Raw genomic sequence first — 26,813 nt, forward strand, 5'->3', positions numbered from 1 at the left:
GAACCGCGAGGGTAAAGTTACCGGCGAGTAGCAAGGAGCTCCCATGGCCATCTCGAACCCGTCGTTCGACGCCTTCCGGCTTTCCGACGAGCACAATGAATTGCGCGCGGTGCTCCGCGACCTCTGCGAAAAGGAGATCGCGCCGTACGCCGCCGACGTCGATGAGAAGGCGCGCTACACCGACGAGGCGCTGGCGGCGCTGACCGCGTCCGGGATGGCCGCGATTCACATCCCCGAGGAGTACGGCGGTCAGGGCGGCGATTCGGTCGCGGCGTGCATCGTGATCGAAGAGGTCGCGCGGGTGTGCGCGTCGTCGTCGCTGATCCCGATCTGCAACAAGCTGGGCACCATGGGGCTGCTGCTGCGCGGCAGTGAGGAACTCAAGAAGCAGGTGCTGCCGTCGATCGCGGCGGGCGAGGCGGTGGCGTCGTATGCGCTCTCGGAGCGCGAGGCCGGCAGCGACGCGGCGTCGATGCGCACGCGGGCGCGCCGCGAGGGCGACGAGTGGGTGCTCAACGGCGCGAAGTGCTGGATCTCCAACGGCGGACACTCGACGTGGTACACGGTGATGGCGGTGACCGACCCCGACAAGGGCGCCAACGGCATCTCGGCGTTCGTCGTGCACAAGGACGACCCCGGCTTCTCCATCGGCGCCAAGGAGAAGAAGATGGGCATCAAGGGCTCGCCCACCACCGAGTTGTACTTCGAAGACTGCCGCATCCCCGCCGACCGCATCATCGGCGACGAAGGCACGGGCTTCAAGACGGCGCTGGCGACGTTGGACCACACCCGGCCGACCATCGGCGCGCAGGCCGTGGGCATCGCGCAGGGCGCTCTCGACGCATCGATCGCATATGTCAAGGAGCGCAAGCAGTTCGGCAAGCCGATCGGCGACTTCCAGGCGGTGCAGTTCATGATCGCGGACATGGCGATGAAGGTCGAAGCCGCCCGTCTGATGGTCTACACCGCGGCCGCCCGCGCCGAACGCGGCGAGCCGGCACTCGGATTCATCTCGTCGGCCTCGAAGTGCTTCGCCTCCGACGTCGCCATGGAGGTCACCACCAACGCGGTGCAACTGTTCGGCGGCTACGGCTACACCACCGACTTCCCCGTCGAGCGGTTCATGCGCGACGCGAAGATCACGCAGATCTACGAGGGCACCAATCAGATTCAGCGCGTGGTGATGTCGCGCGCCTTGCTGAAGTAACCGATCAGCCCCTCGTCACCTTCTCCATCTCCCTGCGGCGGTCCAGCACGGAGGGGTCGGGGTTGGCCACCTGCACCAGCGAGGCGCCCGCGGCGAAGACCGCGAGAAGATGCTCGATGAGCTTGTCGAGCGTATCCCAGCCGCCGCTCGACAGCACGCGGTCGTTTCCGGTAAAGCCCTGCGCCGCAGCGGATTCCCGAGCGGCGGTGAGTAATTCGGCAACCGTGCGGCCGTCCAGCGCGGGGCCGGGAACGGGTTCCGGTGAGATCTGGTCGCCGTGCACCCGCACGGCGGTGGCGTAGTCGGTCACGCCGACGGGCAGGTCGGCCGCCGGCTTGCCGAACGGATCCAGCGATAGCACCGCAACCTCGCCCATTCCGACCGCGGCGTCGGCCTCGCCCAACCGGTCCGCGGTGCACAACGCGATGTCGGCGTGCATGTCGGGATCGCCGCCGAGCACGACCTCCGCGCCGATCCACCAGATGCCGAACAGCACCGCGGCGGTTTGCCAGTGCGCGGGCAGCAGGACTGCCACACGGGTCGACGGTCCTGCACCCAGCTCGTCGCGTAACAGGTTGGCGGTCTTGGCGGCCCAGTTCGCGAGCGTCGCGGTCGACAGCTCGATGCGTTCACCGGTGGCGTCGTCGTAGTAGGTGATACGCGGCCCGGCGGGATCTGACGCCATGAGCGGATCGAGGATCGCCCCGCTGACCGTCGTCACGCTAATTGACGCACTTCGGATCGCTCGACCCGGCGGTCAGGATAGGCGAAGGGGGCGGGGCGGTCTCCGAACCGGTGGAACCGACGGCGACGGAATCGGCGGTCGTCAACAGCGGATCGGTGCCGTCCAAACCGGACCCGGGACCCGTGTAGTCGTCGGCCAGCACCACCCGCACGGAGCCGGGAGCCACCGAGGGATCCTCGATGACCGGTAGGCCGCCGAGGTCTTTCGAGACCGCTTGCGCGCCAAGGTCGTCTGTCTTGGCCGCGCGCACCTGGCTGCCGGCCACCGGTTCGTGGTTGCCGGTGGCGCCGGGCGTGAACCCCTTGTTGGTCAACACCTGTGACACCGCGGCGGCCAGACCGTTGACGTCGGTGGCGTTGACCACGTCGACGGTGGTCTTGTCGGGCGAGTACGCGAGTTCCTCGGTCTTGCCTTCGTCCTGGTCGTGCAGCAATCCGTCGACCCAACTCTTCACCTGGTCGGGATCGACCCGCACCACGCTTTGCATTCCGTCGTCGCTCCAGCCGTTCTCCTGCAGGACCGGGATGGTCGCGAACGCGACATTGCCCGCGGCGAGCTTCTGCAGCTGGTCGGCGAATTCCATGACATCCCAACCGTCGGAGAGCACCACCGAGCGTTGGACGGCCTGCTGCAGCCGGTTCAGCGTGGACGGGCTGGACAGCGTCTTGCTGGAGATCACGTCGTGCGCCAGCGACGCCATCACGGCCTGTTGGCGTGTCACCCGGTCGAGGTCGCCGCGCGGCAGGTCGTGCCGCTGCCGAACGAAGCTCAACGCCTGCGGGCCGTTGAGCTTCTGCCAGCCCGCCGGAAAGTCCGCGCCCGAAAGGGGTTCGTACACGGCTTCTTTCAGACACACGGTGACACCGCCCAGGGCATCGGTGATCAACGCGAATCCGAGCAGGCCGATCTCGGCGTAGTGGTCGACGGTGACACCGGTGAGGTTGGCCACCGTCTTGATCAGGGCTTCGCGACCGGCTTCGGTCGCCTTCGGCTGGGCCTCCGCCGGGTCCATGCCGTCCTGCTCGACGAGCTCGGTCATCTTCTCCAAGTGCTCGGAGCCGTACACGCCGTTGATCTTCATCTTGCCGATCCCCGGTGCCTCGACGTAGGAGTCACGGGGAATCGAGATCGCGGTGGCGGACTTTCCGTTGTTGGGGACGCGGACCAGGATGATCGTGTCGGTGTTGGTGGCCTCGTCGTCGCCTGCCCGCAGGGTCGCCAGCTCCTCCTCGGACAGGGGGTTGCCGTGGGCATCGGTCCGACTGTCCATGCCGACGAGAAGGATGTCGATGGCGCCGTCTTCGCCGCCTTCGCCGAGCGCGATCGGCGAGATCTGATTGATGCCGGATTCGAACGAGCGGATCTTGCCCCAGGCGACGCCCGTTCCGACCACGACGGCCAAGGCCGCGGACACGGCGATCACACGGAGCATTCGACCGGGCATCAGCCCAGGCTACTTGCGACCCAGCCGCAGACCGGGTAGCGCGGGTCGGCGTGCCAGACTCGTGACTGTGTCTTTCTGCAAGTCCGCCCCAATCGTTATGCCCCGCACGGTCGGCATGTCGGGTGGGTTCTGGCAGCTCAGGCACGCATACCGCGTGATGAGGTGCGCTCGCGGCGGATCGACCCGACGGCCCGTTAACCTCTACGCCGTGAGCGCGGAAGTGGTGGTGTCACGTGAGTGACGAATTGGTGGCCGTCACGTGAGTGATGATTTGGTGGCCGTCACGTGAGTGACGAATTGGTAGTCGTCACGGTGACGTACTCACCGGGGCCGCATCTCGACCGGTTCCTCGCCTCGCTGTCGCATGCGACCGACCGGCCGGTGACCGTGATCATGGCCGACAACGGGTCGACCGACGGGGCGCCGGAGGAAGCGCTCGAGCGCTATCCCAATGCCCGATTGCTGCGAACCGGAGGCAATCTCGGTTACGGCAGTGCCGTCAACCGCGCCGTCGACGAATACCTGAAGGATTCGGATTACTCCGACTATTTCGTGGTGGCGAACCCAGACGTGCAGTGGGGCCCACGCAGCATCGACATCTTGCTGGAGGCCGCTGCCCGGTGGCCGCGCGCCGCGTCGCTGGGGCCGTTGATCCGCGACCCCGACGGTTCGGTGTATCCGTCCGCCCGACACCAGCCGAGCCTGGTGCGCGGGGGCATGCACGCGGTGGTCGGGCCGATCTGGAAGTCCAATCCGTGGACCGCCGAGTACCGCCAGGAGCGACACGAGCCCAGCGAACGTCCGGTCGGCTGGCTGTCGGGCTCGTGCCTGTTGCTACGGCGGTCGGCCTTCGAGGAGATCTCCGGGTTCGACGAGCGCTACTTCATGTACATGGAGGACGTCGACCTGGGTGATCGGCTGCTGCGCGCTGGCTGGCAGAACGTGTACGTGCCTTCCGCCGAGGTGTTGCACGACAAGGGTCATGCGACCGGCAGGGACCCCGCGCGCAACTTGGCCGCCCATCACACGAGCACCTACACTTTTCTGGCGGATCGGTATCCCAGGTGGTGGCAGGGTCCGCTGCGGTGGACGATCCGGAGCTCGCTCGCCGCACGCGCGGGTCTGGTGGTCCGCAATTCACGTCGCAGACGGGCGAAAGGACGGCGCTAGCGTGAACCCCGCACAAGTGGACGCCGTCATTCTGGTCGGCGGCCTGGGCACCCGCCTGCGGCCGTTGACCCTGTCGGCGCCCAAGCCGATGCTGCCGACGGCCGGATTGCCGTTCTTGACGCATCTGTTGTCGCGCATCGCCGACACGGGCATCGAACACGTGGTGCTGGGCACGTCGTACAAGGCCGGGGTGTTCGAGGCGGAGTTCGGCGACGGGTCCAAATTCGGTCTGCAGATCGACTACGTCGTCGAGACCGAACCGCTGGGCACCGGTGGCGGCATCGCGAATGTGGCTCCGATGCTGCGCCACGACACCGCGCTGGTCTTCAACGGCGACGTGTTGTCGGGAGCCGACCTGCGCGCTCTGCTCGATTACCACGACAGCAACGGCGCCGACCTGACGCTGCACCTGGTGCGCGTCGGCGATCCACGGGCGTTCGGTTGTGTGCCGACCGATTCCGACGGCATGGTCACCGCGTTCCTGGAGAAGACGCAGGACCCGCCGACCGACCAGATCAACGCGGGCTGCTACGTGTTCAAGCGCGAAGTCATCGAGCGCATCCCCACGGGCCGGGCGCTGTCGGTGGAACGCGAGGTGTTCCCGGGGCTACTGTCCGACGGGCTTCGGGTGTGCGGCTACGTCGACGCCACGTACTGGCGCGACATGGGCACCCCGGAGGACTTCGTGCGGGGATCGGCCGATCTGGTCCGCGGCATCGCGCCGTCGCCGGCGCTAGGCGGACACCGCGGCGAAAAACTGGTGCACGACGGCGCCAGCGTCGCACCGGGTGCGCTGTTGATCGGCGGCACCGTGGTCGGCCGCGGCGCCGAAATCGCCGGCGGCGCAAGGCTGGACGGCGCGGTCATCTTCGACGGCGCGCGCGTGGGAGCGGGTGCGGTGATCGAACGCTCGATCGTCGGCTTCGGCGCGCGCATCGGTCCGCGCGCACTGATCCGCGACGGGGTGATCGGCGACGGCGCCGACATCGGCGCGCGCTGCGAACTGCTGCGCGGTGCACGCGTCTGGCCGGGGGTCACGATTCCCGACGGCGGCGTCCGCTTCTCGACCGACGTCTGAGTCACCGGGAGCGTGTAGCCGCCGCCGCCAGTTGGGTGAGGCCGAAGTCGCAGTCCTGGGGTAACGCGTCCAACGGCCACCAACGCAAATCCAACGACTCGTCGCTCGCGACGATCTCGGCGCCCGCGGGAGCGTGCACGATGAATTGCATGTCGAGGTGGCGGGTGGGCACGCCCAGCGAACAGACGACCGGATGAACATGCAACGCCGCCAGGGTCGGGTCGATCGTGAGCCCGTCGATGCCGGACTCCTCGGTGGCCTCCCTCAACGCAGCCGCGACGATGTCGGGGTCGGTGGCCTCGCAGTGCCCGCCCAGCTGCAGCCACCGCCCGAACCGCGGGTGCAGCGTGAGAAGAGCATGCGTGCCGGTGTGGTCGACTACCAGCGCCGACCCGGTGACGTGTCCGGGCACGCACTCACGCAGACATCCATCGGGCCTGGCCGCCAGAAACGCCAGCACCGCATGCCGCAGCGTGTCCTGAGCGGGATCGGGTGCCCGCCAACGGCAAAGCGCCTCGACCGCCGACGCGTGCAGGCTCACTTGCGCACCAGCAGACCGTCGGTCCGCACCGGCGCCCGCGGGCCCGACGGCGCGCCGTCGTCCGCATAGCCGATCGCGATTGCGCCCAACGGTTCCCAGTCATCGGGCAGCCCGAGCTCGTCGCGGACCACATGCGGGGCGAATATCGTCGAGCCGATCCAGCAGCTGCCGACACCGCGCACGGCCAACGCCACCAGCAGCGCCTGCACCGCCGCGCCGACCGCGACGGTGAACATCGTGTGCTCGGCGGCGGTACGGTCGGCGTCGGGATAGCTGTGCGCACCGTCGGGAACCAGGAAAGGGATGACGACTTCCGGTGCGTCGTAAAGTATTCGGCCACGGTCGACGCGGCGTTCGACGGCCTCGGCGGAGCGGCCATCGGCCGACAGATCGGCGCGCCACTTGTCTTTCATCCGATCGAGTAGCGCCAGCCGTCTGTCCCGGTCCTGCAACCACACGAACCGCACCGGCCGCGTGTGGTGCGGTGCCGGCGCGGTGAGGGCCTCCGCGACAGCGGCTTCCACGAGCTCATGGGCTACGGGCTCAGCGGAGAACCGGCGCACCGACCGGCGCAGCAGCTGGGCCTGACTCCTGCCCAGCGCGATGGCTTCCTCGGTGCCCAGCCAGAACAAGTCCTCCTCGCCCGCCCGGACCAGCTTGCGCGCCGTCGAACCGTCGTCTGCCAGTGGCAGCCCGCGCAGCACCGCCACAGGGATGTCGGTCAGCTTGCCCTTCACCAGATCCGCTGCCGCAGCGATCTCGTCGGCGACCGCGATCTCGGTGACGATCAGCTCGTTGCCGTGCCGGTCGAGCGATCCCTCATACCCGTGCAGCACGGTCAGGCCGGCGGCCCCGATGGCCACGTCGATCTGCCCGTTGCGCCATGCCCGGCCCATGGTGTCGGTGACGACCACGCCGACGGTCACACCGAGGCGCTCACCCAGAGCGGTTCGCAGCGCGGCCGCGCTGGCGTCGGGATCGGTTGGCAACAGCGCAAGTTCGGCGGAGTCGACGTTGGATCCGTCGACTCCTGCGGCGGCCTGAACCAATCCGATCTTGTTCTCGGTGATCAGTGTGCGGCCTTTGCGGGCCAGCACGCGAACCGCCTCGGAGTCGATGAGCTTGCGGCGCAGGGCATCGCGCTCTTCCGGATCGGCGGGGGCGTCGACGATGCGTCCCTCGCACTTCGACAGCACCTTGCTGGTCACCACCACGACGTCGTCGTCGCGCAGCCACGGTGCAGCATCGGCGATCGCCGCGGCGAGGTCGTCACCGGGCCGGAACTCCGGCAACCCGGGCACCGGGAGAAGTTCGACGGCAGCGGCCGTTCCGTGCTCGGTCACGGTTTCACGCCCGCTAAATCCAGTCCGGCGCGCACCATTTCGCCGGTCGCCGCGGGGTCGGACATCAACAGCGGCACGGAGCGGACCTCGACACCGTCTATCTCGGCGTGGTCGTCCTCGTGCACCAGCCAGCCGTCGAGGATCCCGACGCCGGAGCGCGCGCCGTAGTGCCGGCCGACGGCCTCCGAGGTGCTCGGCACGCCGATCACCGACAGACATTCGTCCGCCATGCCGCGCAACGGCTTTCCGCCGATGATGGGGGAGTAGCCGATGACCGGTGCCGGTGTCGACCGCAGCGCGCCGCGGACACCCGGCACGGCGAGGATCGCGCCGATGCTCACCACCGGGTTGGACGGCGCGATCATGACGACATCGGCGGATTCGATCGCCTCGGTGACGCCGGGCCCCGCCGTGGCTTTATCGGCGCCGACGAAAGCGAAGCTGTGCGTGGGCACCTGCGCGCGGTAGCGCACCCACCACTCCTGGAAGTGGATGGCGCGTTTCTCGCCGGCGTGCTCACCGGGTCCCGGATCGGTGATGACGACGTGGGTTTCACTGCGGTCGTCGCTGGCGGGCAGCAGCGTCGCGCCCGGCGACCATCTCTTGCACAGCGCCTCGGTCACCTGCGACAGCGGGTAGCCGGCGCGCAGCATCTGGCTGCGCACGAGGTGAGTCGCGAGATCCCGGTCGCCGAGCCCGAACCAGTCCGGTTGTACGCCGTAAGCCGCGAGTTCCTCTTTGGCATGCCAGGTTTCGTTGCGATGTCCCCATCCGCGGTCCGGGTCTATGCCGCCGCCGAGCGTGTACATGCACGTGTCGAGGTCGGGGCAGATGCGCACCCCGAACATCCATGCGTCGTCACCGACGTTGACCACAGCCGTCAGTTCATGCACTGTAGAATCATCAGTCACAGCAGCATCTTTCGTGACAGCGAATTGCCCGAGCCCCAGCATGTGCTGCACGCCGAGTAGGAAGCGTGCGCCACCGACGCCGCCGACGAGTACCGTGACCTTCACATCGACCGAGCGTAGGCCGTCCAAGCGAATTCGGTTCGCCCAGGAGTGCCTCAATCCTCGGGGGGCCCGTGGGATTCGCGGAATGTGACAGACACGCCGTGGTAACGACTCGCCGCATTTCGATCACGGAATGGTATGAATTCCTGTTCTAACGCTTGACCGGGGCAGCTCACGCGTGTGTAATCACACCAGTGTCATTTCCCGGTAGGCCATCCGGTTCCGGTGCCGCAGACCGAGATTCGATCACTTGTTCGAATTGAATGGGTCCCACGTTCCGGTGGGGCGCTTATAGGGGATCAGCGAAACCAGGTGAGGAGGCCGAAGATGTCTTTTGAGTACGGCGATTTCGATCGTCTGATTCGGTTTGACAACCGATTCCTCGGCTCAGTAGACAGCGCCCCGCACGCCAATTCCGGATCGGCACCTGTTGAGACGCCCCGGCGTCCCCAGCTAAGTCTGGTGCCCGATCCGATCGACGTTGCGCCGGCGCTTACACCCGAAGACGATCTGTGGCAGGAGCGCGCGCTGTGCGCTCAGACCGACCCCGAGGCATTCTTCCCCGAGAAGGGTGGCTCGACGCGCGAAGCCAAGCGAATCTGCCAGGGCTGCGAGGTGCGCGACGCGTGCCTGGAGTACGCGCTGGCGCACGACGAGCGCTTCGGCATCTGGGGCGGCCTGTCCGAACGCGAGCGTCGTCGGCTCAAGCGCGGAATCATCTGACCGCAGCGGTCAATCGTCGTCGATCGTCGGGTCGATGACCGAAGGCTCGACGCCCAGATACGTGGCGACCTGAGCCACCAGAATCTCATGCAGCAGCTCTTCGAGTTCGACAACATCCTTGGCGCGCCGCTCGATCGGCTTGCGGAACAACACAATCCGCGCCCTTGTGGCGTTACCCCGAACATCGACACCAGCCGGGATCAGCCGGGCCAGCGCAATCGGCCCGTCGGCGATCACCTCCGGCGGCCACTGCACACTGTCGGGATCTTTCGGCGCGATCCGCGGAATCTCGTCGACCGCCACATCCAGCGCCGTCAGCCGGTCCTGCCAACGCCGTTCGATCGGCTCGTAAGCCTCGAGCACCGCCATGTCGAACCGCTCGGCGCGACTGCGCCAACCCGGCACCGTGGGAGGAAGCAACGGTCCGCGCATGTCGCGGCCCCGGCGCGAGCGCAGATATTGCCGCTTGACCACCGCCTCGGTGCTCCTCTCGTGCGGGTGAACAAGATCGTAACGGTTCGAGATCGGCCGTCGGCGGGCTGCGCGTGTCCGGCGACGTGCGGCGTGCGGCCACGATAGCCTTCCGCTGTGAACGTTCCCCGTCGCTGCTGCCGGCCCGGGTGCCCGCATTATGCGGTCGCGACGCTGACATTCGTCTACGCGGACTCCACCGCGGTGGTCGGGCCGCTGGCCACGGTGGCCGAACCGCACTCGTGGGACCTGTGCGTGGTGCATGCCGGTCGGGTCACCGCGCCGCGCGGCTGGGAACTGGTTCGGCACGCGGGTCCACTGCCGTCTCATCCCGACGAGGACGACCTCGTCGCGCTCGCGGACGCGGTCCGCGAGGGCCGCGACCTCGCTCCGCCGGTCAACGGGGTGGCGACCGGCTTCTCCGATCCGGTCACCGGCGCGCACGGCGGCTCCCTGATGGCACCGCCGGCCAGGCGTCCGGAGTCCAACGGCCGTCGCCGGGGCCATCTGCGGGTGTTGCCCGACCCCACTGACTAGTTCACGTGTACGCCTTCACGGACGGTTAGGCTGGCGCCAGCAGTACCACGTCACAAGGAGTTCTATGTCACGGCCCGCCGCGGCTGTTCATCGCGTCATCAAGGCCTATGACGTGCGTGGCCTGGTCGGATCCGAACTCGATGAGCGGTTCGTCGCCGACGTCGGCGGTGCCTTCGCCCGCCTCATGCGCGACGGCGCGTCGCAGGTGGTGATCGGTTACGATATGCGGGCGAGTTCGCCGGCGCTGGCAGCGGCCTTCGCCGACGGCGTGACTGGGCAGGGCCTCGACGTGGTGCGGATCGGACTCGCCTCGACCGACCAGCTGTACTTCGCCTCGGGTCTGCTGGACTGCCCCGGCGCGATGTTCACCGCCAGCCACAACCCGGCCGCCTACAACGGCATCAAGCTCTGCCGTGCCGGCGCGAAACCGGTGGGCAAGGACACCGGCTTGTCGAGCATCGCCGAAGAGGTCATCGCCGGTGTCCCCGGCTACGACGGTGCGCACGGCAGCATCAGCGACCGCGACGTATTGGGCGAATACGGCGAGTTTCTGCGCTCGCTGGTGAGCCTGGCGGAGTTGCGACCGCTGAAGGTCGCCGTCGACGCGGGCAACGGGATGGCCGGCCACACCGCCCCCGCGGTGCTGGGCCCGATCCCCGGGATCACGTTGTCGCCGCTGTACTTCGAGCTCGACGGCACCTTCCCGAACCACGAGGCCAACCCACTGGACCCCGCCAACCTGGCCGATCTGCAGGAGTACGTCGTCCAATCCGGCGCCGACATCGGGCTGGCCTTCGACGGCGACGCCGACCGGTGTTTCGTCGTCGACGAGAAGGGGCATCCGGTGTCGCCGTCGGCGGTGACCGCGCTGGTGGCCGCACGGGAACTCGGTAGGGAGATCGGCGCCACGGTGATTCACAATCTGATCACCTCGCGGGCAGTGCCCGAGCTGGTGACCGAGCGGGGCGGTACGCCCGTGCGCAGCCGTGTCGGGCACTCCTATATCAAGGCGCTGATGGCCGACACCGGTGCGATCTTCGGCGGCGAGCATTCGGCGCACTACTACTTCCGCGACTTCTGGGGCGCCGACTCCGGCATGCTGGCCGCGCTGCACGTGTTGGCCGCGCTGGGCGAGCAGGACCGCCCGTTATCGGATTTCATGGCCGACTACCAGCGCTACGAGGCATCCGGGGAAATCAACTTCACGGTCACCGATGCCGAGCGATGTGTGGACGACGTGCTCAAGGCGTTCGGCTCCCGGATCCACTCGATCGACCACCTCGACGGGGTCACGGTCGACCTGGGTGAGGGGATTTGGTTCAACCTGCGCATGTCGAATACAGAACCGCTGCTGCGGCTCAACGTCGAAGCCCGCAGCACCGAGGAGGTCGATGCGATCGTCGGCGAGATCTCCAGGACCGTTCGCGCGCAGGTTCCCTCCGAATCCGAGGCCGCGACGTGACTGCGGGTCCGCCGTCCTCGGCCGCGGTGGTGAACCTCGACGACGTCGACGGCCTGCTGCGCGCCGACCGCGACGGCCTGCTGCGCGCCGCTTCAACAGCCGGTGCCCAAGTGCGGGCCACCGCCGCCGCGCTGGACGAGGGAGAACTCGAATCGTTACGGGCGGACGGCCCGCCCCGCACCCTGATCTGGGTTGCCGGTCGCGGGAACTCCGAGACCGCGGGATCGGTGCTGGCCGCGGCGTTCGGCGCGTCGGTGGCGGCGCCGATCGTCGTCGCCGCGGAGGTGCCGCCGTGGATCGGTCCGTTGGACGTGCTGGTCGTCGCGGGCGACGATGCGGGGGATCCCGCGCTGGTGAACGCCGCCGCGACCGGGGTGCGACGCGGCGCCCGGGTGGTCGTCGCCGCGCCGTACGAAGGCCCGTTGCGCGACGTCGCGGCGGGCAGGGCCGTGGTGCTGGCGCCGCGGGTCTGGGTGCCCGACGAATTCGGTCTGGTGCGCTACCTCGCCGTCGGGCTGGCGACGCTGAGCGTCGTCGATCCGGCCATGCACGTCGACCTCGCGGCGCTGGCCGACGAACTCGATGCCGAGGCGCTTCGCAACAGCGCGGCGCGCGAACTGTTCACCAACCCGGCCAAGACGCTGGCCGAGCAGATGTCGGACCGCGATGTCGTGCTGTCCGGTGACAGCGCGGCGACGCTCGCGATGGCCCGGCACTGTGCCGCGATTCTGCTGCGCATCGCCCATCGAGTGGTCGCCGCGGTCGGCTTGGCCGACGCACTGGTGGCGATGCGCGGCGGCATGGGGGACACCTCGGCGGCCGACCGGGAACGGTCGATCTTCCACGACGAGCAGATCGACGGTCCGCTTCCACCGCGGGTGCGCACATTCGTGCTGACCACCGACGCGGAGCGGCCAACCGTCGTCGCCCGAGCCGTGGGCCTGGACGACGTCGACGTGATCAGCGCCCAGGACGTGCCCGAACTGCCGGAGGGAGCGGCCGTTCCGGATGCGTCGTCGGCGGCCGGACGTCTGGAACAACAGCTGGCGATGCTCGCCGTCCGGCTGGAGATGACCGCCGTGTACCTGAAACTAGTTCGAGGTTAGCCAAGTGCACCTGCTACGCGGAGCGGTGCGGACCTATGCCTGGGGTTCGCGCACCGATATTGCCGAGTTCACCGGAAGGGCTTGTCCCACAGCGCATCCTGAAGCGGAGTTGTGGTTCGGTGCGCACCCCGGCGATCCGGCCATGCTGGTGACCGAGGACGGGCAGCGCTCGCTGCTCGCCGCACTGCGCGACGATCCCGAGGGTCAGTTGGGTGCGGCGGTGTGTGCGCGGTTCGGCGACACGCTGCCCTTCCTGGTGAAGGTGCTGGCCGCAGACGAGCCGCTGTCGCTGCAGGCGCACCCCAGCGCCGAACAGGCGCTGGAGGGTTTCGAGCGGGAGAACAGACTGGGCATTCCCGTGTCGGCGCCGAACCGCAATTACCGCGATCCCAGCCACAAGCCGGAATTGATCGTCGCCCTGAGCCAGTTCGAGGCGCTGGCGGGTTTCCGGCCCGCCGCGGGGAGCATCGAGTTGATGCGGGCGCTCGCGGTCACCGATCTCGATCCGTACGTCAACCTGCTTTCCGGCCAACCCGACGCCGGCGGACTGCGCGCGTTGTTCACCACCTGGATCACCGCGCCGCAACCCGACCTCGACGTGCTGGTGCCCGCCGTGATCGACGGCGCCATTCACTATGTCCGGTCCGGCAGAAGAGAATTCGCGGCTGAAGCCAAGACGGTGCTGGAGCTCGGCGAACGTTATCCCGGCGACGCGGGTGTGCTGGCCTCGTTGCTGCTCAACCGCATCACGTTGAAGCCGGGCGAAGGAATCTACCTACCCGCGGGCAATCTGCACACTTACCTCAACGGCGTCGGCGTGGAGGTGATGGCCAACTCCGACAACGTGTTACGCGGTGGGCTCACCCCAAAGCACGTCGACGTGCCGGAGTTGTTGCGTGTTCTCGACTTCACGCCCGCCGCTGACGTGGTGGTCCGGCCCGAGGAGGTCGAGGACGGCATCGAGTCGGTCTACCGCACCCCGGCGCCCGAGTTCGCGGTGTCGGTGCTGCACATCGACGGGGACCGGACCGGCCACGAGATCGACGCGCCCACGCGACACGACGGTCCGCAGATCCTGTTGTGCACCGAGGGCTCGACCGTCGTGCACGCCAAGGGCGGCACAGTCACGCTGAACAAGGGATCGGCGGCGTGGGTGTCGGCCGACGAGGGACCGATCCGGCTCGCCGCGACGCAGCCGACGAAACTGTTCCGCGCGACCGTCGGAATCTAGCGCGCGCCGCTCAGTGCGGCGTGTCTTCCTTCGTGCGCCTGCCGAAGGGCAACACATGCATGATCGCCACGATCACGGCGCCGACGGCCAATCCGATGACGGCCGAGGCCGCGGTGTTGGTGAGCCACGCCAACACGCCGCCGACGCCCTGCACGGCGTGGTGGATGAAGTCCTCCGCGTGGTGCACCAGCCCGTACGGAGCGTGCCAACCCACGTCGTCGGTTCCGACGAGCAGGATGTGACCGCCCACCCACAGCATCGCGACCGTCCCGATGGTCGACAGCGCGGCGAGCAGTTTGGGCATCCCCACGACCAGTCCCCGGCCCACCTTCTGTGCGAACGATGACGAGCGCTGGGTGAGGCGCAGCCCGATGTCGTCCATCTTCACGATCAGCCCGACGACGCCGTAGACCGCAAGGGTGATGACGATCGCGACCACGATCAGGATGATCAACCTCGGCCAGAACCGTTCGCTGGCCACCTCGTTCAACGCGATCACCATGATCTCGGCGGACAGGATGAAGTCGGTGCGGATGGCGCCCGCGGCCATCTGTTTCTCGGCGTCCACGCCGATGGCGGCGGTGGGGACGGCGTGCTGGTCGTGCCCGCCGTGTTTACTCAAGCGGCCCCACACCTTTTCGGCGCCCTCGTAGCACAGGTATGTGGCGCCGAGCATCAACAGCGGGGTCAGGAGCCACGGCGCGAACTGGCTGAGCAGCATGGCGGCCGGCAGGATGAACAGCAGCTTGTTGCGCAGCGATCCGATGGCGATCCGTTTGATGATCGGCAGCTCGCGGTCGGCGGTGAGGCCGTGCACGTACTGCGGCGTCACCGCGGTGTCGTCGACGACCACCCCGGCGGCCTTGGCTGTCGCCCGGCCCGCTGCCGCGCCGATGTCGTCGACCGATGCCGCCGCCATCCGCGCCAGCACCGCAACATCGTCGAGAAGCCCGAACAGACCCGCGCTCATCGCGTCCTCGTCATGGCTACCAAATTACCGGGGCAGGTACCGCGCACCGGGTCCTCATGCCGATTGCGGGACCCGAACCGGTTTCTCGGCCGCCCGTTTCTCGGCCCACCACAACCGCATGTTGTGGCGGATGGTGCGACCGACAAGGCGCGGCGACGGAACCATGTAGAGGCTGTCGAGCAGGCTGAACCGGCGCAGAAACCACTCGGCCAGAACGGGGTCGGTCTCTGCCGCGCCGAGGAACTGATCGAACAGCCCGCCCACCGGCTTGTACCACCATTTCGACTTGCCGGTCGCGTTGTGCAGGGTGAGGTCGCCGATGGCCGTCATCATCCAGACCGGCCAAGTCGTCTTCGCCGTGGCTTTGGCCAGTCGGCCCGCGACATCGGCGATTCCCGATTCCAGCACCGTGCGCAGATTGCCGGCCTGGATAGCCGTCATGGTCATGCCTTGGCCGAAGGTCGGGTTGAAGCTGACGACGGCGTCGCCGAACGGGAAGATGCCCGCCGGGAAGCGTTCGAGATCGTCGTAGCGACGCCAACGACTCGTCGGGTACCGGTGAAACGCCATCTCGCCCAGCGGCGTCCCTTGACGCAGCGCGGCCGACACGTGCGCGGGCAGGATCTCGCCGGCCAAGTCGAGGATTTGCCCGACGTTCTGCGGCGGTGCCACCTTGCCGACGCCGAAGGTCGTGACGTTCCAGTTGCCGTCCTCGTAGAACAACATGCCGATGCCGAGCGGTTGCGCCCGCGAAGCCCCTGCGACCACCACCTTTTCGGCGAGCAGACCCTCGGGGACATGGAACTGGTGGCTGGCGTAGCCGATGCCGACGTCGACGGTTTCCTCGGCCGGACGTTCATAACCCCATTTTTCGAGCCACCCGGGCAGCCGGGTACCGCGGCCGGTGGCATCGACGACGAGATCGGCGACGACGGTCTGACCGGAATCGAGCAGCACGCCGGTCACCCGTTCGCGCGCGGCATCGTAGGTCGGCTCGGTGACGGCGGCGTGCACGATCCCGACGTTGTCGACGTTCTTCACCCGCTTGCGGATCTGCCATTCCAGTTGTGGGCGGCTCGGCACGTAGGCGGTGAACTCCTTCTGCAGCCGGTGCGCGGTGCCCAGGACATGGCCGGCGGCGCCGAAGTGGATGCAGTCCGGCCGGTTCTCCAGGATCGGCACACCGTCGGCCACCATGTCGGCGAGCAGCCCCGGGAAGAGCTTTTCGAACTCGTCGGCGCCGCGCGCCATCAACAGGTGGACATGGCGGCCCTGCGGTACCGCGGCGCGATTCGCCGGGCCGTCGGGCAGGTCGTCGCGCTCGTAAACCGTGACCCGCTCGCTGACGTCGGAGAGTACCCGCGCCGCACACATTCCCGCCAGACTTCCCCCGATGACGGTGACGTGTTTATAACTCCGCCCCATCGGGTGCACAGTACTAGCTACATTGCGGGCCACAGCCCAAACAGGAGGAAGCGTCATGGCTCGTCGGACCAAGTCGGTGGAGCAGTCGATCGCCGACACCGATGAACCGGACACCCGGTTACGCAAAGACCTGAACTGGTGGGACCTCACCGTGTTCGGCGTCTCCGTGGTGATCGGCGCCGGCATCTTCACCATCACCGCGTCGACCGCGGGTAACCTCACCGGCCCGGCGATCTCGGTCTCGTTCGTGCTCGCCGCGATCGCCTGCGGTCTGGCGGCGCTGTGCTACGCCGAGTTCGCCTCGACGGTGCCGGTCGCGGGCAGCGCCTACACGTTCTCTTACGCGACGTTCGGCGAGTTCGTCGCCTGGATCATCGGGTGGGACCTGATCCTCGAGTTCGCCGTCGCGGCGGCGGTGGTGGCCAAGGGGTGGTCGAGTTATCTGGGTGCTGTGTTCGAGTTCGGCGGTGGCACAGCGGATCTCGGTGCACTGCGATTGGATTGGGGTGCGCTGCTGATCATCGCGTTCGTCACGGTCATTCTTGCCTTGGGTACCAAGCTCTCCGCGGGGGTCAGCCTGGCGATCACCGTGATCAAGGTGGCGGTCGTGCTGCTGGTGGTCGCCGTCGGTGCCTTCTACATCAAGGCGGCGAACTATTCCCCGTTCCTGCCGCCGGCCGAGCGCGGCGAAGGCGGTAGCGGCACCGATCAGTCGTTGCTGTCCCTGCTCACAGGTGCCGAGGGCAGCAGCTACGGCTGGTACGGCCTACTGGCGGGCGCCTCGATCGTCTTCTTCGCCTTCATCGGATTCGACATCGTCGCCACCACCGCGGAGGAGACCAAGAACCCGCAGCGCGACGTGTCCCGGGGCATTCTGGCCTCACTCGCGATCGTGACCGTGCTCTACGTCGCGGTGGCGGCCGTGTTGACCGGCATGGTGCACTACAGCGTCTTGCGCGAGGCGGGGGAGAAGGCCAATCTCGCGACGGCCTTCAGCGCCAACGGAATCGACTGGGCGGCCAAGGTCATCTCGATCGGTGCGCTCGCGGGGTTGACCACCGTGGTGATCGTGTTGGTGCTCGGGCAGACCCGCGTGTTGTTCGCGATGTCGCGCGATGGGCTGTTTCCGCGCGCTCTGGCCAAGACCGGGCGGCACGGCACGCCGGTGCGCATCACGCTGATCGTCGGCGCTCTCGTGGCAATCACCGCATCGGTGTTCCCCATGGACAAGCTCGAGGAGATGGTCAACATCGGAACGCTGTTCGCGTTCGTTCTGGTGTCCGCCGGCGTGATCGTGCTGCGGCGCACCCGGCCGGACCTCGAGCGCGGCTTCCGGGCGCCGGGGGTGCCGTGGCTGCCGATCGCCTCGATCGTGGCCTGCGTTTGGCTGATGCTGAACCTCACGGCGTTGACCTGGATTCGCTTCCTCGTCTGGATGGCGATCGGTGTGGTCCTCTACTTCGTCTACGGCCGCCGTCACTCGGTGCTGGGCAGGCGGGAGTCGGAAGCGATCCCGGTGCGCTGACAGGGCTCGGCGGTCGCGTGCCGAGCGCTCATCCTGCAATCCGCGGTGGGTGCCGAGCGCTCATCCTGCTACGCAATCCGCGCCGAGCGCTCATCCTGGTACGGATTCGGGGGCTGAAACCGTACGTGGCTGCGCGCTCGCGGTCGCGCACGCTCTACGCCGCTTTACAAAATATGCCTCTGCGTCTAGACAGCCGACAAATGTGGCTCTATAGTCAAGTGGAGAACGTGATGGTACTCACTTCAGGAGGCACGTAGTGACCACGCAATTGCCCGAGCAGGAAGTCGCTCAGTGGCGCGACAGGAAGCGCTATCTGTGGCTGATGGGACTGATCGCACCGACGGCGCTGTTCGTGATGCTTCCGCTGGTCTGGGCGTTCAACCAGTGGAACTGGCACGTGGCGGCTCAGGTGCCGTTTTGGATCGGACCGATCCTGCTCTACATCCTGTTGCCCGCCCTCGACTTGCGGTTCGGGCCGGACGGGCAGAATCCGCCCGACGAGGTGATGGAGCGGCTCGAGAACGACAAGTACTACCGCTACTGCACCTACATCTACATCCCGTTCCAGTACGCCAGCGTGATCATGGGCGCCTACCTGTTCACGGCGTCGGACCTGAGCTGGCTCGGGTTCGACGGCGGTCTGGGCTGGCCGGCCAAGATCGGGCTGGCGCTGTCGGTGGGGGTGCTCGGAGGGGTGGGCATCAACACCGCGCACGAGATGGGACACAAGAAGGACTCGCTGGAGCGGTGGCTGTCGAAGATCACGTTGGCGCAGACCTGCTACGGCCACTTCTACATCGAACACAACCGCGGCCACCACGTCCGGGTTGCCACGCCCGAGGATCCCGCGTCGGCCCGCTTCGGTGAAACGTTCTGGGAGTTCCTGCCGCGCAGCGTGTTCGGCAGCCTGCGCTCGGCGTGGGAGCTGGAGGCGCAGCGGTTGCGTCGTGCCGGTAAGAGTCCCTGGCACTGGTCCAACGACGTGCTCAACGCGTGGGCGATGTCGGTGGTGTTCTACGGCGCGCTGATCGCCGTGTTCGGTTGGGGACTGATCCCGTACGTCGCGATCTCGGCGGTGTTCGGCTTCACGCTGCTGGAGACGGTGAACTACCTCGAGCATTACGGCCTGCTGCGGCAGAAGCGTGAAAGCGGCCGCTACGAACGCTGCGCGCCGGTGCACAGTTGGAATTCCGACCACATCGTGACCAACCTGTTCCTGTATCACCTGCAGCGGCACAGCGACCATCACGCCAACCCGACTCGGCGTTATCAGACGCTGCGCAGCATGGCGGGCGCCCCCAATCTGCCGAGCGGTTACGCGTCGATGATCGCGCTGACGTACTTCCCGCCGCTGTGGCGTCGCGTGATGGACCACCGGGTGCTCGAGCACTACGACGGCGACATCACCCGGGTCAACGTGCACCCGCGGGTACGCGACAAGGTGTTCGCGAAGTACGCGGCCACTGGAGTCTCCCAATGAGCACTTACCGCTGCCCGGGCTGTGGCTTCGTCTACGACGAGGCGAAAGGCGCTCCGCGGGAGGGCTTTCCGGCCGGCACGTCGTGGAGCGAGATTCCCGACGACTGGGCCTGCCCGGACTGCGCGGTGCGCGAGAAGGTCGACTTCGAACCCGTTTGAACCACAGAGCCAAATCCACGAGAAAAGGAAGGGTCATGGATTACAAGCTGTTCGTCTGCGTGCAGTGTGGATTCGAGTACGACGAAGCCAAGGGTTGGCCGGAAGACGGCATCGCCCCGGGCACCCGCTGGGACGACATCCCCGACGACTGGAGCTGCCCGGACTGCGGCGCGGCGAAGTCGGATTTCGAGATGGTGGAGGTCGCCCGGCCGTGACGGTGGTCTGGGCGAATGCCGGGGCTGGACCGACTAACGTCGCGCGTGTGAGTAGCCCGCGCCGAACCGCACAGCGGGTCCCGTACGCCGAGGCGTCGCGGGTGCTGCTGCGCGATTCGATTCTCGACGGCATGCGTGAATTGCTGCTCACCCGTGACTGGTCGGCGATCACGCTGTCGCACGTGGCCAAGGCCGCGGGCATCAGCCGCCAGACCATCTACAACGAGTTCGGCTCCCGCCAAGGCCTGGCGCAGGCGTATGCCTTGCGGCTCGCCGACCGGCTCGTCGACCAGATCGACGACGCCATCGAAGGCAACATCGGCGACGTCTACGCGGCGTTCTCGCAGGGATTTCGTGACTTCTTCGCCGAGTCCGCCGCCGACCCGCTGGTGATCTCGTTGCTGACCGGTGAGGCCAAACCCGATTTGCTGCAGCTCATCACCACAGACAGCGGGCCGATCATCACGCGCTGCAGCCAGCGGCTGACGTCCACCTTCATGGACAGCTGGGTGCAGGCCAGCGAGGAAGACGCCGGAGTGCTGGCCAGGGCCATCGTCCGGCTCGCCATGAGCTACGTGTCCATGCCACCCGAGGCCGACCACTTGACCACCGACGTGGTGGCGCGCGACCTGGCCAGATTGATGACGCCGTTCGCCGAACGCTACGGTGTTATCGATACCCCTTAGCTGTCAGAGCGCCCAGCGCCTGTCCCGCGAGCCCGCAGGCTAGGGGTTTCGCACGGCCGTCGCCGATGTGCCCGTCCGTGCGCCCATGAGCAATGACGAACGAAAAGGGGCTCTACATGACTGAGCTGAAGGCCGACTCCCGCAAGGGGATCGACTACAAGGTGGCCGACCTGTCCCTGGCTGACTTCGGCCGCAAGGAGATCCGGCTCGCCGAGCACGAGATGCCCGGCTTGATGGCGCTGCGCCGCGAGTACCACGACGTGCAACCGCTCAAGGGCGCACGAATCTCGGGATCGCTGCACATGACCGTGCAGACGGCTGTGCTGATCGAGACCCTGACCGCGCTGGGCGCTGAGGTTCGATGGGCTTCCTGCAATATCTTCTCCACCCAGGACCACGCGGCCGCGGCCGTCGTCGTCGGCCCCAACGGCACCCCCGAGGACCCCAAGGGCACCCCGGTCTTCGCGTGGAAGGGCGAGACGCTCGAGGAGTACTGGTGGGCCGCCGAGCAGATGCTCACCTGGGAGGGCGAGCCGGCGAACATGATTCTCGACGACGGCGGCGACGCCACCATGATGGTGCTGCGCGGCGCGCAGTACGAGAAGCAGGGCGTCGTTCCGCCGGCCGAGGACGACGACCCGGCGGAGTGGAAGGTGTTCCTCGGCGTGCTGCGCGAGCGCTTCGAGACCGACAAGGACAAGTGGACCAAGATCGCCGAGTCGGTCAAGGGCGTCACCGAGGAGACGACGACGGGTGTGCTGCGGCTGTACCAGTTCGAGGCCTCGGGCGAACTGCCGTTCCCGGCGATCAACGTCAACGACTCGGTGACGAAGTCGAAGTTCGACAACAAGTACGGCACCCGGCACTCGCTGATCGACGGCATCAACCGCGGCACCGACGTGCTGATCGGCGGCAAGAAGGTGCTGATCTGTGGTTACGGGGACGTGGGCAAGGGCTGCGCGGAATCGCTGGCCGGTCAGGGCGCACGCGTCGCGGTCACCGAGATTGACCCGATCAATGCGCTGCAGGCGCTGATGGACGGCTTCGATGTGGTGACCGTGGAGCAGGGCATCGCCCAGGCCGACATCGTGATCACCTCGACCGGCAACAAGGACATCATCACGCTCGAGCACATGCGTGCGATGAAGGACCAGGCGATCCTGGGCAACATCGGTCACTTCGACAACGAGATCGACATGGCTGCGCTGGAGCGGTCGGGCGCCAAGAAGCTCAACATCAAGCCGCAGGTCGACCAGTGGATCTTCGATGACGGCAAGTCGATCATCGTGTTGTCCGAGGGCCGGCTGCTCAATCTGGGCAACGCGACGGGTCACCCGTCGTTCGTGATGAGCAACAGCTTCTCGAATCAGGTGATCGCGCAGATCGAGCTGTGGACGAAGAACGACGAGTACGACAACGCGGTCTACCGGTTGGCCAAGCACCTCGATGAGAAGGTCGCGCGCATCCACGTCGAGGCGCTCGGCGGCACGCTGACCAAGCTCACCAAGGAGCAGGCGGAGTACATCGGCGTCGACGTCGAGGGCCCGTACAAGCCGGACCACTACCGCTACTGATTTGTTGCGTCGAGACTGCGGTCAGATCGCGTTCAGCACGAAAATCGCGATCTGGCCGCAGTTTCGGCTGTGCGCTATTGGAGCGACTCTAGGCAGTACAACCGCGCGGGACGAGGGTACGAGATCGGTTTCGTAGCGGTGGGGCATTGCGTCGCATCGGTAGTGTCATCGAACCGCTGGACAATCCTGATGGTCGCGCTTGACCCGGCGCAGTCTTCGCGGATGAAGGGTGCCTCAAACCTATTCTCCATATTGATCGCATAACATTCGCCCTCAACGAGATTGGCGAGAAAGCACATCGTCGCGTTGTCCCAGAACAGAGTGGTGTAGTCGGTGGCGTCGCGCCGCTTTCCGTCTGGACACTCGGCATCCGGTCCGCCGAGAGAGGCCAGCTCCATGGTCGCTGTGGGATCACTGCAATCGGTCGATGTCGGTGCGCCGTCACCGAATTCGTCCTGGGCGACACATTGGCCGACCGCGAGGCTCTCCCCGGAATCGAGGTGGCCGATGCCGGTCGACTCGTCAGCCGCGGTGCCCGACCCCGCGGCTCTGAGGCCGCCGACCAACAAAGACAAAACAAGGATCACCGCGCCCGTGATGATCAGCCCCATACCGCGCCGCTTGGGGCGGGGCGGAGGCCAATAACCAGCGGGCGGCGGATAGGCCGGCGCGCCCGGTGGCTGTGCGTACGACGGATAACCCTGCGGTCCGAAACCGGGCGGGGGCGGAAATTGCGGCGGCCCGAACTGAGTCGGAGGTTGCGGATGTCCGCCATATGGCTGAGGCGGCGGGGGCGGCTGTTTCTGCGACCGGGTCAGCTGAACAAGACCGATTATCAGAAGGATCAGACCGATGAGCGGAATCATCAGCGAGCCCATGGCGTAGCCGAGATCGTAGGCGTCGAGCGCGTTAACAGTCATGAAGTGCCCCCGGTATGTATTCAGACGTGGACGAGTTTGTGGTTATACGTGGAACAACGGTTCGCCAGAAGGGCTTTCATAAGACCGCTTGATATCTTCAACCGACGATTCTTTACGCTCATACGGGCGTGCCGCGGTCGGACCCCGGCCGCATGAAAAGACGATCGTCCTGCTCCCGTCGACGGCAGGACTCGATGAATTCGAGCGCAAGATCGGGGTCTCTGAGAAAGGACTCGTACTCATCATCACTTATTCTGTATGACTCGATATAATCAACCATCTGATTGGCGACAGGGATAGCGGCAAAGTGATCGCCCGTCTCTGTTTCAACGCCCAGAGAATACCGGTGCTCCCTCGATACAAACGCATTCTCAAATCTCACCTTGTCCTCCTATTCGGGTATGTCGGTCACCAAGTAGTCGTCGTCCGGAATATCGCGCCCGTCGACGACCGCTTCTGGCATGCCTTGCGGAAGCAATCCGCCGGGAATCCATTGATCGTTAGCCCCAGCTTCGTTCCCAGACGGAATACGAAGTCCGTGATTTTCGGGGTCGGGAATGTCGATACGTACCACTTCATATGACTCAAAATAACCTTCAGGCAATCCCAACGCCCTTTCAAGGGCGCGCCGATCTCCCGCCGTCTCATTCATAAGGGCGTCGAGCTCACTGGTCGGAAACACGAAGGTGGTGCCGTCTCGTTGCCCAATGCCATAATCCCGAAGGTTGTCAGCGGTCATGAACCGGCTTGCGCCGTCTTCGAAGAACCGAAGATGTTCCTCAATGTACTCGGGCGTCAGATATTCCGATGGGTCAGGTCGGCTGCCCTTTTCTGCCGCCAATATTTCGTTGCGTTGCGCGTCGCTCAATCCATGGTCATGTCGCTGAGATACGTCGTTATCTGCAAAGGCTTCACCCGAATGGTCGGTACCCAACGGGGGTCCACCATTATTTTCCGTGGAGCGTACTCCGGCTGGCCCATCGTCGTACGGAGATGAGCCTGTAGCGTCGGATTCCGGTGCCGCGCTAGACGGTGGATCAGCCATACCAGCGCCACTTCGGTTGCCCGAAGCTGAGTAATCGGAAGAAGCTGAATCCGGTGCGGGCGAACCTTCTGTTGTCGCAGGCGACGGCCCGATGCCTGCCGAACCTCCCTCCAGGGAGTTGCTCGGGGCCTGAGCCCCAGCCCCAACCGAGCTTGGGCTAGCGGACGATGCTGTCTGAGATGGAGCGGATGGCGCATCGACCTCTCCCAGCGCGCCGGCGCCGGGAAGCTCACCTGCCGGCAAATGTGCCGGAGGGTTAGACGCCGCCGAGGAATGCGGCGCTAACGGTTGATCGCCAGGCGCGCCACCCGACGACTGCGGCGAAGTTCCTACGGGCGTCGAAATTTGAGGTTCCTGCGATCGGTCAACCGGCGCTGACGACTGCGGCGCTGGTGACCGATCGCCGGGCGCCGAGTCCGGTGTCAGTGGCGCCGCCGCGCCGGGCGCAGACCGTGAGTCCGGAATGCGTGGTGCCTCAGGAGTACTCGTCGGGTTGGCAAGCTCGTCTGGAATGCGCGGCCCGCTGCCCGGAGTGGACATGGGCGCTGTTCGAACGTCATTGCCCAGTTCGTCGAGCGACTGCGTGATGTCGTCGACGCGCTGGGTGGCCGACGTGAAATTGCTGGCCCCACCCGGGCCGTCAACCGTCCTCCCGGGCGACGGCGCGTCGATGCCCGCGTCCACGGCAGCCTTGGTGCCGCGCGCCGCAGCACCACCCGGGATCGCGGCGGCACCGACATCGAAAAGAATCTTCCCGAGGCCGAAGCCCGACCGCTCCGACGACCAGTCCTCGGCGTGCACCACATCCGCGGCTTGGTCTTTGTAATGGTTGAACGCTCCAACGGGATTCGACATGATTCCCGTCGGGGTCGCATACAGGAGGCTTTCGCCCAGGCTCTCAGCCATCCCCGCCCAGGCGTCTTTGGCCCCCTCGGGGTCGTACGCGAACCGCAACGGATCGAGCTGTCCGAAGCTGTCGATCGTGTCGACCGCTCCCGCCAAAATGCCTTGGCGCAAAGTCAATTGGAAGTCCAGCGACGTCGCCAAGGCATTGCCCACGTCGTCGCCGAGGTACTTGGGGAACTCGCGCCGCGCCCACTGCTCCACTGAAACGATCGCGTCATCAACGGCGCCCATCGCGATCTGCAGCACGTCGCGCCGCGCCTCTGCCTGGCGTCCGTACCCGCCGAGCACCGTCTTGACGTCGTCGGCGACTTCCTTGAGCTCTTCGAGGGCGTCGCCGGAGAACACCGCTTTCAGACCGTCGAGGAATCCCGACGGTGAGACCCGGTCCAGCAGGTCCCGGATGGCGTTCTGCGTGTTCTCGACGTCATCGGCGAATTCCAGCGTCTGCGTCGCCAAATTCCCCGCCTCGGTGGCGATGTTGTTGAGGCTTTCCGTCAGCTTGGTGATGGCCGTCGTCATCGCGCCGCCCTCGGGAATCTGTTGGCTGCCAACAACTCCCGACGGTCCAGTGAGGTGTCCAGCGATGCCGCCAATAGCGGTCGCGAAGGTCTGCCACGCATTGCCGGTGCTGCGCAGCGAGGCCGGATCCCCGTCCGGCCACACATCGGGGATGAACGACTGGATCACCGACCACAACAACGGTGGCGGAACCCCACCGCCTTGTGCGGACGGTGCGGCGGGCGCACTGAATTCTGCAGGCGTATCGGGCGGAGCCAATGCGGTTGCAGCACCGCCGATTGTCGACGCTGCATCGGCACGCGAATAGTTCGTTGCCGACATCTGCACACCGAAACCCACGCTGCGACCCGCGTTGACCGCCTCCGCGCCCGCATCCAGCAGCCCCTGGGCCAGTTGCTGATAGGAATGCCCGAACACCGCTCCAGCCGGATCGGTTCCAGACCGCGCGCCACCGGACAGGCTCGCTGTCAATGTGCTCACCGCTGTGGCGATTTCGTCGCCCACCGAGCTGATCGACTCGCCGGCACCCGAAAGTACCTCCGGATCAACAGTTATCGGTGCCACGCGAACCTACGACCACATCTGGGTATTCATCCTCGCGGCCTCTGAATAGTTGCCGTGCGCTTGTTCGGCGATGTCGCGCAGCTGCGCCAACGCTGCACGCAACTCCTCGGCCCCGCTGTTCCACTGGGCTTGCGCCGACTGCTGCGCGCTGGCCGCGTCCCCGTGCCACGACAGCCCGAGCGACTCTGCCGACGCCCGGACGCGCGACAGCGACTGCTCGAGCTGACCATGAAAGGCCGACATCTGGTCGACGGACGCCAGCAACGCCGGCAGGTCCACGCTGAAGCTCGCCATCACATACCCGCCGAATCGATCGCGTCCCCGCCGGAGGTATCGGTCTGGTGGTACGCCTCGGCGGCGTCGTCGAGCAACGCCGCCATCTTGTCCAGGCCGCCCAGCAACTGCGCCGCGCCCTCGTGCCAGCGCTGCCACACGTCACCGAACGCCGAGCCGGCCTGACCGGTCCAGCCGGAACCGAGCAGGCGCGACAACTGCCCGTCGAGGCCAGACAGGCCTGACCGCGTCTCCTCTGCAACCGCGCGCAAATCGCCAGCTACCGCAGCGACGGTCGCCTCATCAACTTGCAACTCGCTCAAAATCGCCCCTCAACAGCACAAATGCCGGATCGACCACAGGTAGGGGAGGCCCGGCACGGACACAGCCAGCTAAACGCCACCAGTATCTCACACGCGGGCAATGGCTCTTGACACCAATTTGGTCGCCCCGCCGTTGTGCTCGCCCAGGCTCCGTTTCGG

General features: G+C 66.5%; 26 protein-coding genes. 14 read left to right on the forward strand and 12 right to left on the reverse strand.

Going from position 1 to position 26,813, the window contains the following annotated elements; translation table 11 throughout:
* Nucleotides 1-43: 43 nt before the first annotated feature.
* Entirely contained in the window at nucleotides 44-1,207 is a 1,164-nt protein-coding gene (locus AU185_RS05455; RefSeq protein WP_059099037.1) for an acyl-CoA dehydrogenase, read from the forward strand.
* A 4-nt stretch (nucleotides 1,208-1,211) separates the two neighbouring features.
* On the opposite strand, the gene AU185_RS05460 is transcribed toward AU185_RS05455, so the two are convergent.
* Together AU185_RS05460 and AU185_RS05465 are read right to left on the reverse strand one after the other, a co-directional pair.
* Complete coding sequence (locus AU185_RS05460) at nucleotides 1,212-1,928, reverse strand: TIGR03089 family protein (RefSeq protein WP_156425407.1); 717 nt, start codon at nucleotides 1,926-1,928, stop codon at nucleotides 1,212-1,214.
* 1 nt (nucleotide 1,929) lies between these two features.
* Complete coding sequence (locus AU185_RS05465; RefSeq protein WP_059099036.1) at nucleotides 1,930-3,396, reverse strand: LCP family protein; 1,467 nt, start codon at nucleotides 3,394-3,396, stop codon at nucleotides 1,930-1,932.
* A 285-nt stretch (nucleotides 3,397-3,681) separates the two neighbouring features.
* On the opposite strand from AU185_RS05465, the gene AU185_RS05470 reads away from it, so the two are divergent.
* Both AU185_RS05470 and manB read left to right on the forward strand, forming a co-directional pair.
* Nucleotides 3,682-4,566, forward strand: a complete 885-nt coding sequence (locus AU185_RS05470; RefSeq protein WP_059099035.1) for a glycosyltransferase family 2 protein — start codon at nucleotides 3,682-3,684, stop codon at nucleotides 4,564-4,566.
* A gap of 1 nt (nucleotide 4,567) precedes the next feature.
* A complete protein-coding gene (manB, locus tag AU185_RS05475; protein ID WP_172800345.1) occupies nucleotides 4,568-5,644 on the forward strand; it encodes a mannose-1-phosphate guanylyltransferase in 1,077 nt (358 codons plus the stop codon).
* Between the two features lies 1 nt (nucleotide 5,645).
* On the opposite strand, the gene AU185_RS05480 is transcribed toward manB, so the two are convergent.
* Genes AU185_RS05480 through cofD form a run of 3 tightly spaced genes read right to left on the reverse strand, consistent with a single transcriptional unit; the run spans nucleotide 5,646 to nucleotide 8,544 of the window.
* A complete protein-coding gene (locus tag AU185_RS05480) occupies nucleotides 5,646-6,185 on the reverse strand; it encodes an NUDIX hydrolase (RefSeq protein ID WP_059099034.1) in 540 nt (179 codons plus the stop codon).
* Complete coding sequence (locus tag AU185_RS05485; protein ID WP_059099033.1) at nucleotides 6,182-7,528, reverse strand: coenzyme F420-0:L-glutamate ligase; 1,347 nt, start codon at nucleotides 7,526-7,528, stop codon at nucleotides 6,182-6,184. The genes AU185_RS05480 and AU185_RS05485 overlap by 4 nt, the downstream gene beginning before the upstream one ends.
* Nucleotides 7,525-8,544 (reverse strand): 2-phospho-L-lactate transferase, encoded by a 1,020-nt coding sequence (gene cofD / locus AU185_RS05490; RefSeq protein WP_059099032.1) that lies wholly within the window; start codon nucleotides 8,542-8,544, stop codon nucleotides 7,525-7,527. Before cofD ends, AU185_RS05485 begins: the two co-directional genes overlap by 4 nt.
* 459 nt (nucleotides 8,545-9,003) lie before the next feature.
* Here cofD and AU185_RS05495 point away from each other — a divergent pair, with 459 nt between their 5' ends.
* Nucleotides 9,004-9,264 (forward strand): WhiB family transcriptional regulator, encoded by a 261-nt coding sequence (locus tag AU185_RS05495; protein ID WP_231740286.1) that lies wholly within the window; start codon nucleotides 9,004-9,006, stop codon nucleotides 9,262-9,264.
* Nucleotides 9,265-9,273: 9 nt separating this feature from the next.
* Here the strand turns inward: AU185_RS05495 and AU185_RS05500 are convergent, their stop codons facing one another.
* Nucleotides 9,274-9,696, reverse strand: a complete 423-nt coding sequence (locus AU185_RS05500) for a metallopeptidase family protein (protein ID WP_059099093.1) — start codon at nucleotides 9,694-9,696, stop codon at nucleotides 9,274-9,276.
* A 156-nt stretch (nucleotides 9,697-9,852) separates the two neighbouring features.
* Between AU185_RS05500 and AU185_RS05505 the strand changes: the two genes are divergently transcribed.
* From AU185_RS05505 to manA, 4 genes are all read left to right on the forward strand, one after another.
* Nucleotides 9,853-10,272 carry a DUF3499 domain-containing protein gene (locus tag AU185_RS05505; protein ID WP_059099030.1) on the forward strand — a complete coding sequence of 140 codons (420 nt, stop codon included), beginning with the start codon at nucleotides 9,853-9,855 and terminating at the stop codon, nucleotides 10,270-10,272.
* Between the two features lie 64 nt (nucleotides 10,273-10,336).
* Nucleotides 10,337-11,734, forward strand: coding sequence for a phosphomannomutase/phosphoglucomutase (locus AU185_RS05510; RefSeq protein ID WP_059099029.1), 1,398 nt, complete (start codon nucleotides 10,337-10,339; stop codon nucleotides 11,732-11,734).
* On the forward strand, nucleotides 11,731-12,840 hold the full coding sequence (locus tag AU185_RS05515; RefSeq protein WP_059099028.1) for a hypothetical protein: 1,110 nt from the start codon (nucleotides 11,731-11,733) through the stop codon (nucleotides 12,838-12,840). Before AU185_RS05510 ends, AU185_RS05515 begins: the two co-directional genes overlap by 4 nt.
* Nucleotides 12,841-12,844: 4 nt before the next feature.
* Complete coding sequence (manA, locus tag AU185_RS05520; protein WP_059099027.1) at nucleotides 12,845-14,071, forward strand: mannose-6-phosphate isomerase, class I; 1,227 nt, start codon at nucleotides 12,845-12,847, stop codon at nucleotides 14,069-14,071.
* 10 nt (nucleotides 14,072-14,081) lie between these two features.
* On the opposite strand, the gene AU185_RS05525 is transcribed toward manA, so the two are convergent.
* Nucleotides 14,082-15,041 carry a DUF808 domain-containing protein gene (locus AU185_RS05525; protein WP_059099026.1) on the reverse strand — a complete coding sequence of 320 codons (960 nt, stop codon included), beginning with the start codon at nucleotides 15,039-15,041 and terminating at the stop codon, nucleotides 14,082-14,084.
* 54 nt (nucleotides 15,042-15,095) lie between these two features.
* Nucleotides 15,096-16,466, reverse strand: a complete 1,371-nt coding sequence (locus tag AU185_RS05530; protein ID WP_059099025.1) for an FAD-dependent oxidoreductase — start codon at nucleotides 16,464-16,466, stop codon at nucleotides 15,096-15,098.
* Nucleotides 16,467-16,521: 55 nt separating this feature from the next.
* Between AU185_RS05530 and AU185_RS05535 the strand changes: the two genes are divergently transcribed.
* From AU185_RS05535 to ahcY, 6 genes are all read left to right on the forward strand, one after another.
* A complete protein-coding gene (locus AU185_RS05535) occupies nucleotides 16,522-17,991 on the forward strand; it encodes an amino acid permease (RefSeq protein ID WP_059099024.1) in 1,470 nt (489 codons plus the stop codon).
* 322 nt (nucleotides 17,992-18,313) lie between these two features.
* Nucleotides 18,314-19,471, forward strand: a complete 1,158-nt coding sequence (locus AU185_RS05540; RefSeq protein ID WP_231740291.1) for an alkane 1-monooxygenase — start codon at nucleotides 18,314-18,316, stop codon at nucleotides 19,469-19,471.
* Nucleotides 19,468-19,629, forward strand: a complete 162-nt coding sequence (locus AU185_RS05545; RefSeq protein WP_059099022.1) for a rubredoxin — start codon at nucleotides 19,468-19,470, stop codon at nucleotides 19,627-19,629. The genes AU185_RS05540 and AU185_RS05545 overlap by 4 nt, the downstream gene beginning before the upstream one ends.
* A gap of 35 nt (nucleotides 19,630-19,664) precedes the next feature.
* Nucleotides 19,665-19,844, forward strand: coding sequence for a rubredoxin (locus AU185_RS05550; RefSeq protein WP_059099021.1), 180 nt, complete (start codon nucleotides 19,665-19,667; stop codon nucleotides 19,842-19,844).
* Between the two features lie 47 nt (nucleotides 19,845-19,891).
* Nucleotides 19,892-20,530: a TetR family transcriptional regulator AlkX gene (alkX, locus tag AU185_RS05555; RefSeq protein ID WP_059099020.1), complete on the forward strand. Its 639-nt coding sequence runs from the start codon at nucleotides 19,892-19,894 to the stop codon at nucleotides 20,528-20,530.
* 116 nt (nucleotides 20,531-20,646) lie between these two features.
* On the forward strand, nucleotides 20,647-22,104 hold the full coding sequence (ahcY, locus tag AU185_RS05560) for an adenosylhomocysteinase (RefSeq protein ID WP_059099092.1): 1,458 nt from the start codon (nucleotides 20,647-20,649) through the stop codon (nucleotides 22,102-22,104).
* A gap of 74 nt (nucleotides 22,105-22,178) precedes the next feature.
* Here the strand turns inward: ahcY and AU185_RS25295 are convergent, their stop codons facing one another.
* The 4 genes from AU185_RS25295 to AU185_RS05585 all read right to left on the reverse strand — a co-directional run bounded on the left by AU185_RS25295 (nucleotide 22,179) and on the right by AU185_RS05585 (nucleotide 26,654).
* Entirely contained in the window at nucleotides 22,179-23,024 is an 846-nt protein-coding gene (locus AU185_RS25295) for a hypothetical protein (protein ID WP_156428040.1), read from the reverse strand.
* A gap of 391 nt (nucleotides 23,025-23,415) precedes the next feature.
* Nucleotides 23,416-25,998, reverse strand: a complete 2,583-nt coding sequence (locus tag AU185_RS05575; RefSeq protein ID WP_059156947.1) for a WXG100-like domain-containing protein — start codon at nucleotides 25,996-25,998, stop codon at nucleotides 23,416-23,418.
* Between the two features lie 66 nt (nucleotides 25,999-26,064).
* Entirely contained in the window at nucleotides 26,065-26,352 is a 288-nt protein-coding gene (locus AU185_RS05580) for a WXG100 family type VII secretion target (protein WP_059099016.1), read from the reverse strand.
* Nucleotides 26,352-26,654: a WXG100 family type VII secretion target gene (locus tag AU185_RS05585; protein WP_059099015.1), complete on the reverse strand. Its 303-nt coding sequence runs from the start codon at nucleotides 26,652-26,654 to the stop codon at nucleotides 26,352-26,354. The genes AU185_RS05580 and AU185_RS05585 overlap by 1 nt, the downstream gene beginning before the upstream one ends.
* Between the last annotated feature and the right edge of the window lie 159 nt (nucleotides 26,655-26,813).

Origin of the sequence: Mycobacterium sp. GA-0227b (assembly GCF_001499855.1) — a bacterium.
GTDB lineage: Bacteria > Actinomycetota > Actinomycetes > Mycobacteriales > Mycobacteriaceae > Mycobacterium.

Bases quoted from the DNA above. Each gene is read 5' to 3' on its own strand.
- AU185_RS05545 (WP_059099022.1), top strand. From the start codon at position 19,468: ATGAGCACTTACCGCTGCCCGGGCTGTGGCTTCGTCTACGACGAGGCG.
- AU185_RS05530 (WP_059099025.1), bottom strand. From the start codon at position 16,466: ATGGGGCGGAGTTATAAACACGTCACCGTCATCGGGGGAAGTCTGGCG.
- AU185_RS05550 (WP_059099021.1), top strand. From the start codon at position 19,665: ATGGATTACAAGCTGTTCGTCTGCGTGCAGTGTGGATTCGAGTACGAC.
- ahcY (WP_059099092.1), top strand. From the start codon at position 20,647: ATGACTGAGCTGAAGGCCGACTCCCGCAAGGGGATCGACTACAAGGTG.
- AU185_RS05500 (WP_059099093.1), bottom strand. From the start codon at position 9,696: ATGCGCGGACCGTTGCTTCCTCCCACGGTGCCGGGTTGGCGCAGTCGC.
- AU185_RS05455 (WP_059099037.1), top strand. From the start codon at position 44: ATGGCCATCTCGAACCCGTCGTTCGACGCCTTCCGGCTTTCCGACGAG.
- AU185_RS25295 (WP_156428040.1), bottom strand. From the start codon at position 23,024: ATGACTGTTAACGCGCTCGACGCCTACGATCTCGGCTACGCCATGGGC.
- AU185_RS05540 (WP_231740291.1), top strand. From the start codon at position 18,314: ATGGGACTGATCGCACCGACGGCGCTGTTCGTGATGCTTCCGCTGGTC.
- AU185_RS05510 (WP_059099029.1), top strand. From the start codon at position 10,337: ATGTCACGGCCCGCCGCGGCTGTTCATCGCGTCATCAAGGCCTATGAC.
- AU185_RS05535 (WP_059099024.1), top strand. From the start codon at position 16,522: ATGGCTCGTCGGACCAAGTCGGTGGAGCAGTCGATCGCCGACACCGAT.
- AU185_RS05580 (WP_059099016.1), bottom strand. From the start codon at position 26,352: ATGGCGAGCTTCAGCGTGGACCTGCCGGCGTTGCTGGCGTCCGTCGAC.
- AU185_RS05525 (WP_059099026.1), bottom strand. From the start codon at position 15,041: ATGAGCGCGGGTCTGTTCGGGCTTCTCGACGATGTTGCGGTGCTGGCG.
- AU185_RS05465 (WP_059099036.1), bottom strand. From the start codon at position 3,396: ATGCCCGGTCGAATGCTCCGTGTGATCGCCGTGTCCGCGGCCTTGGCC.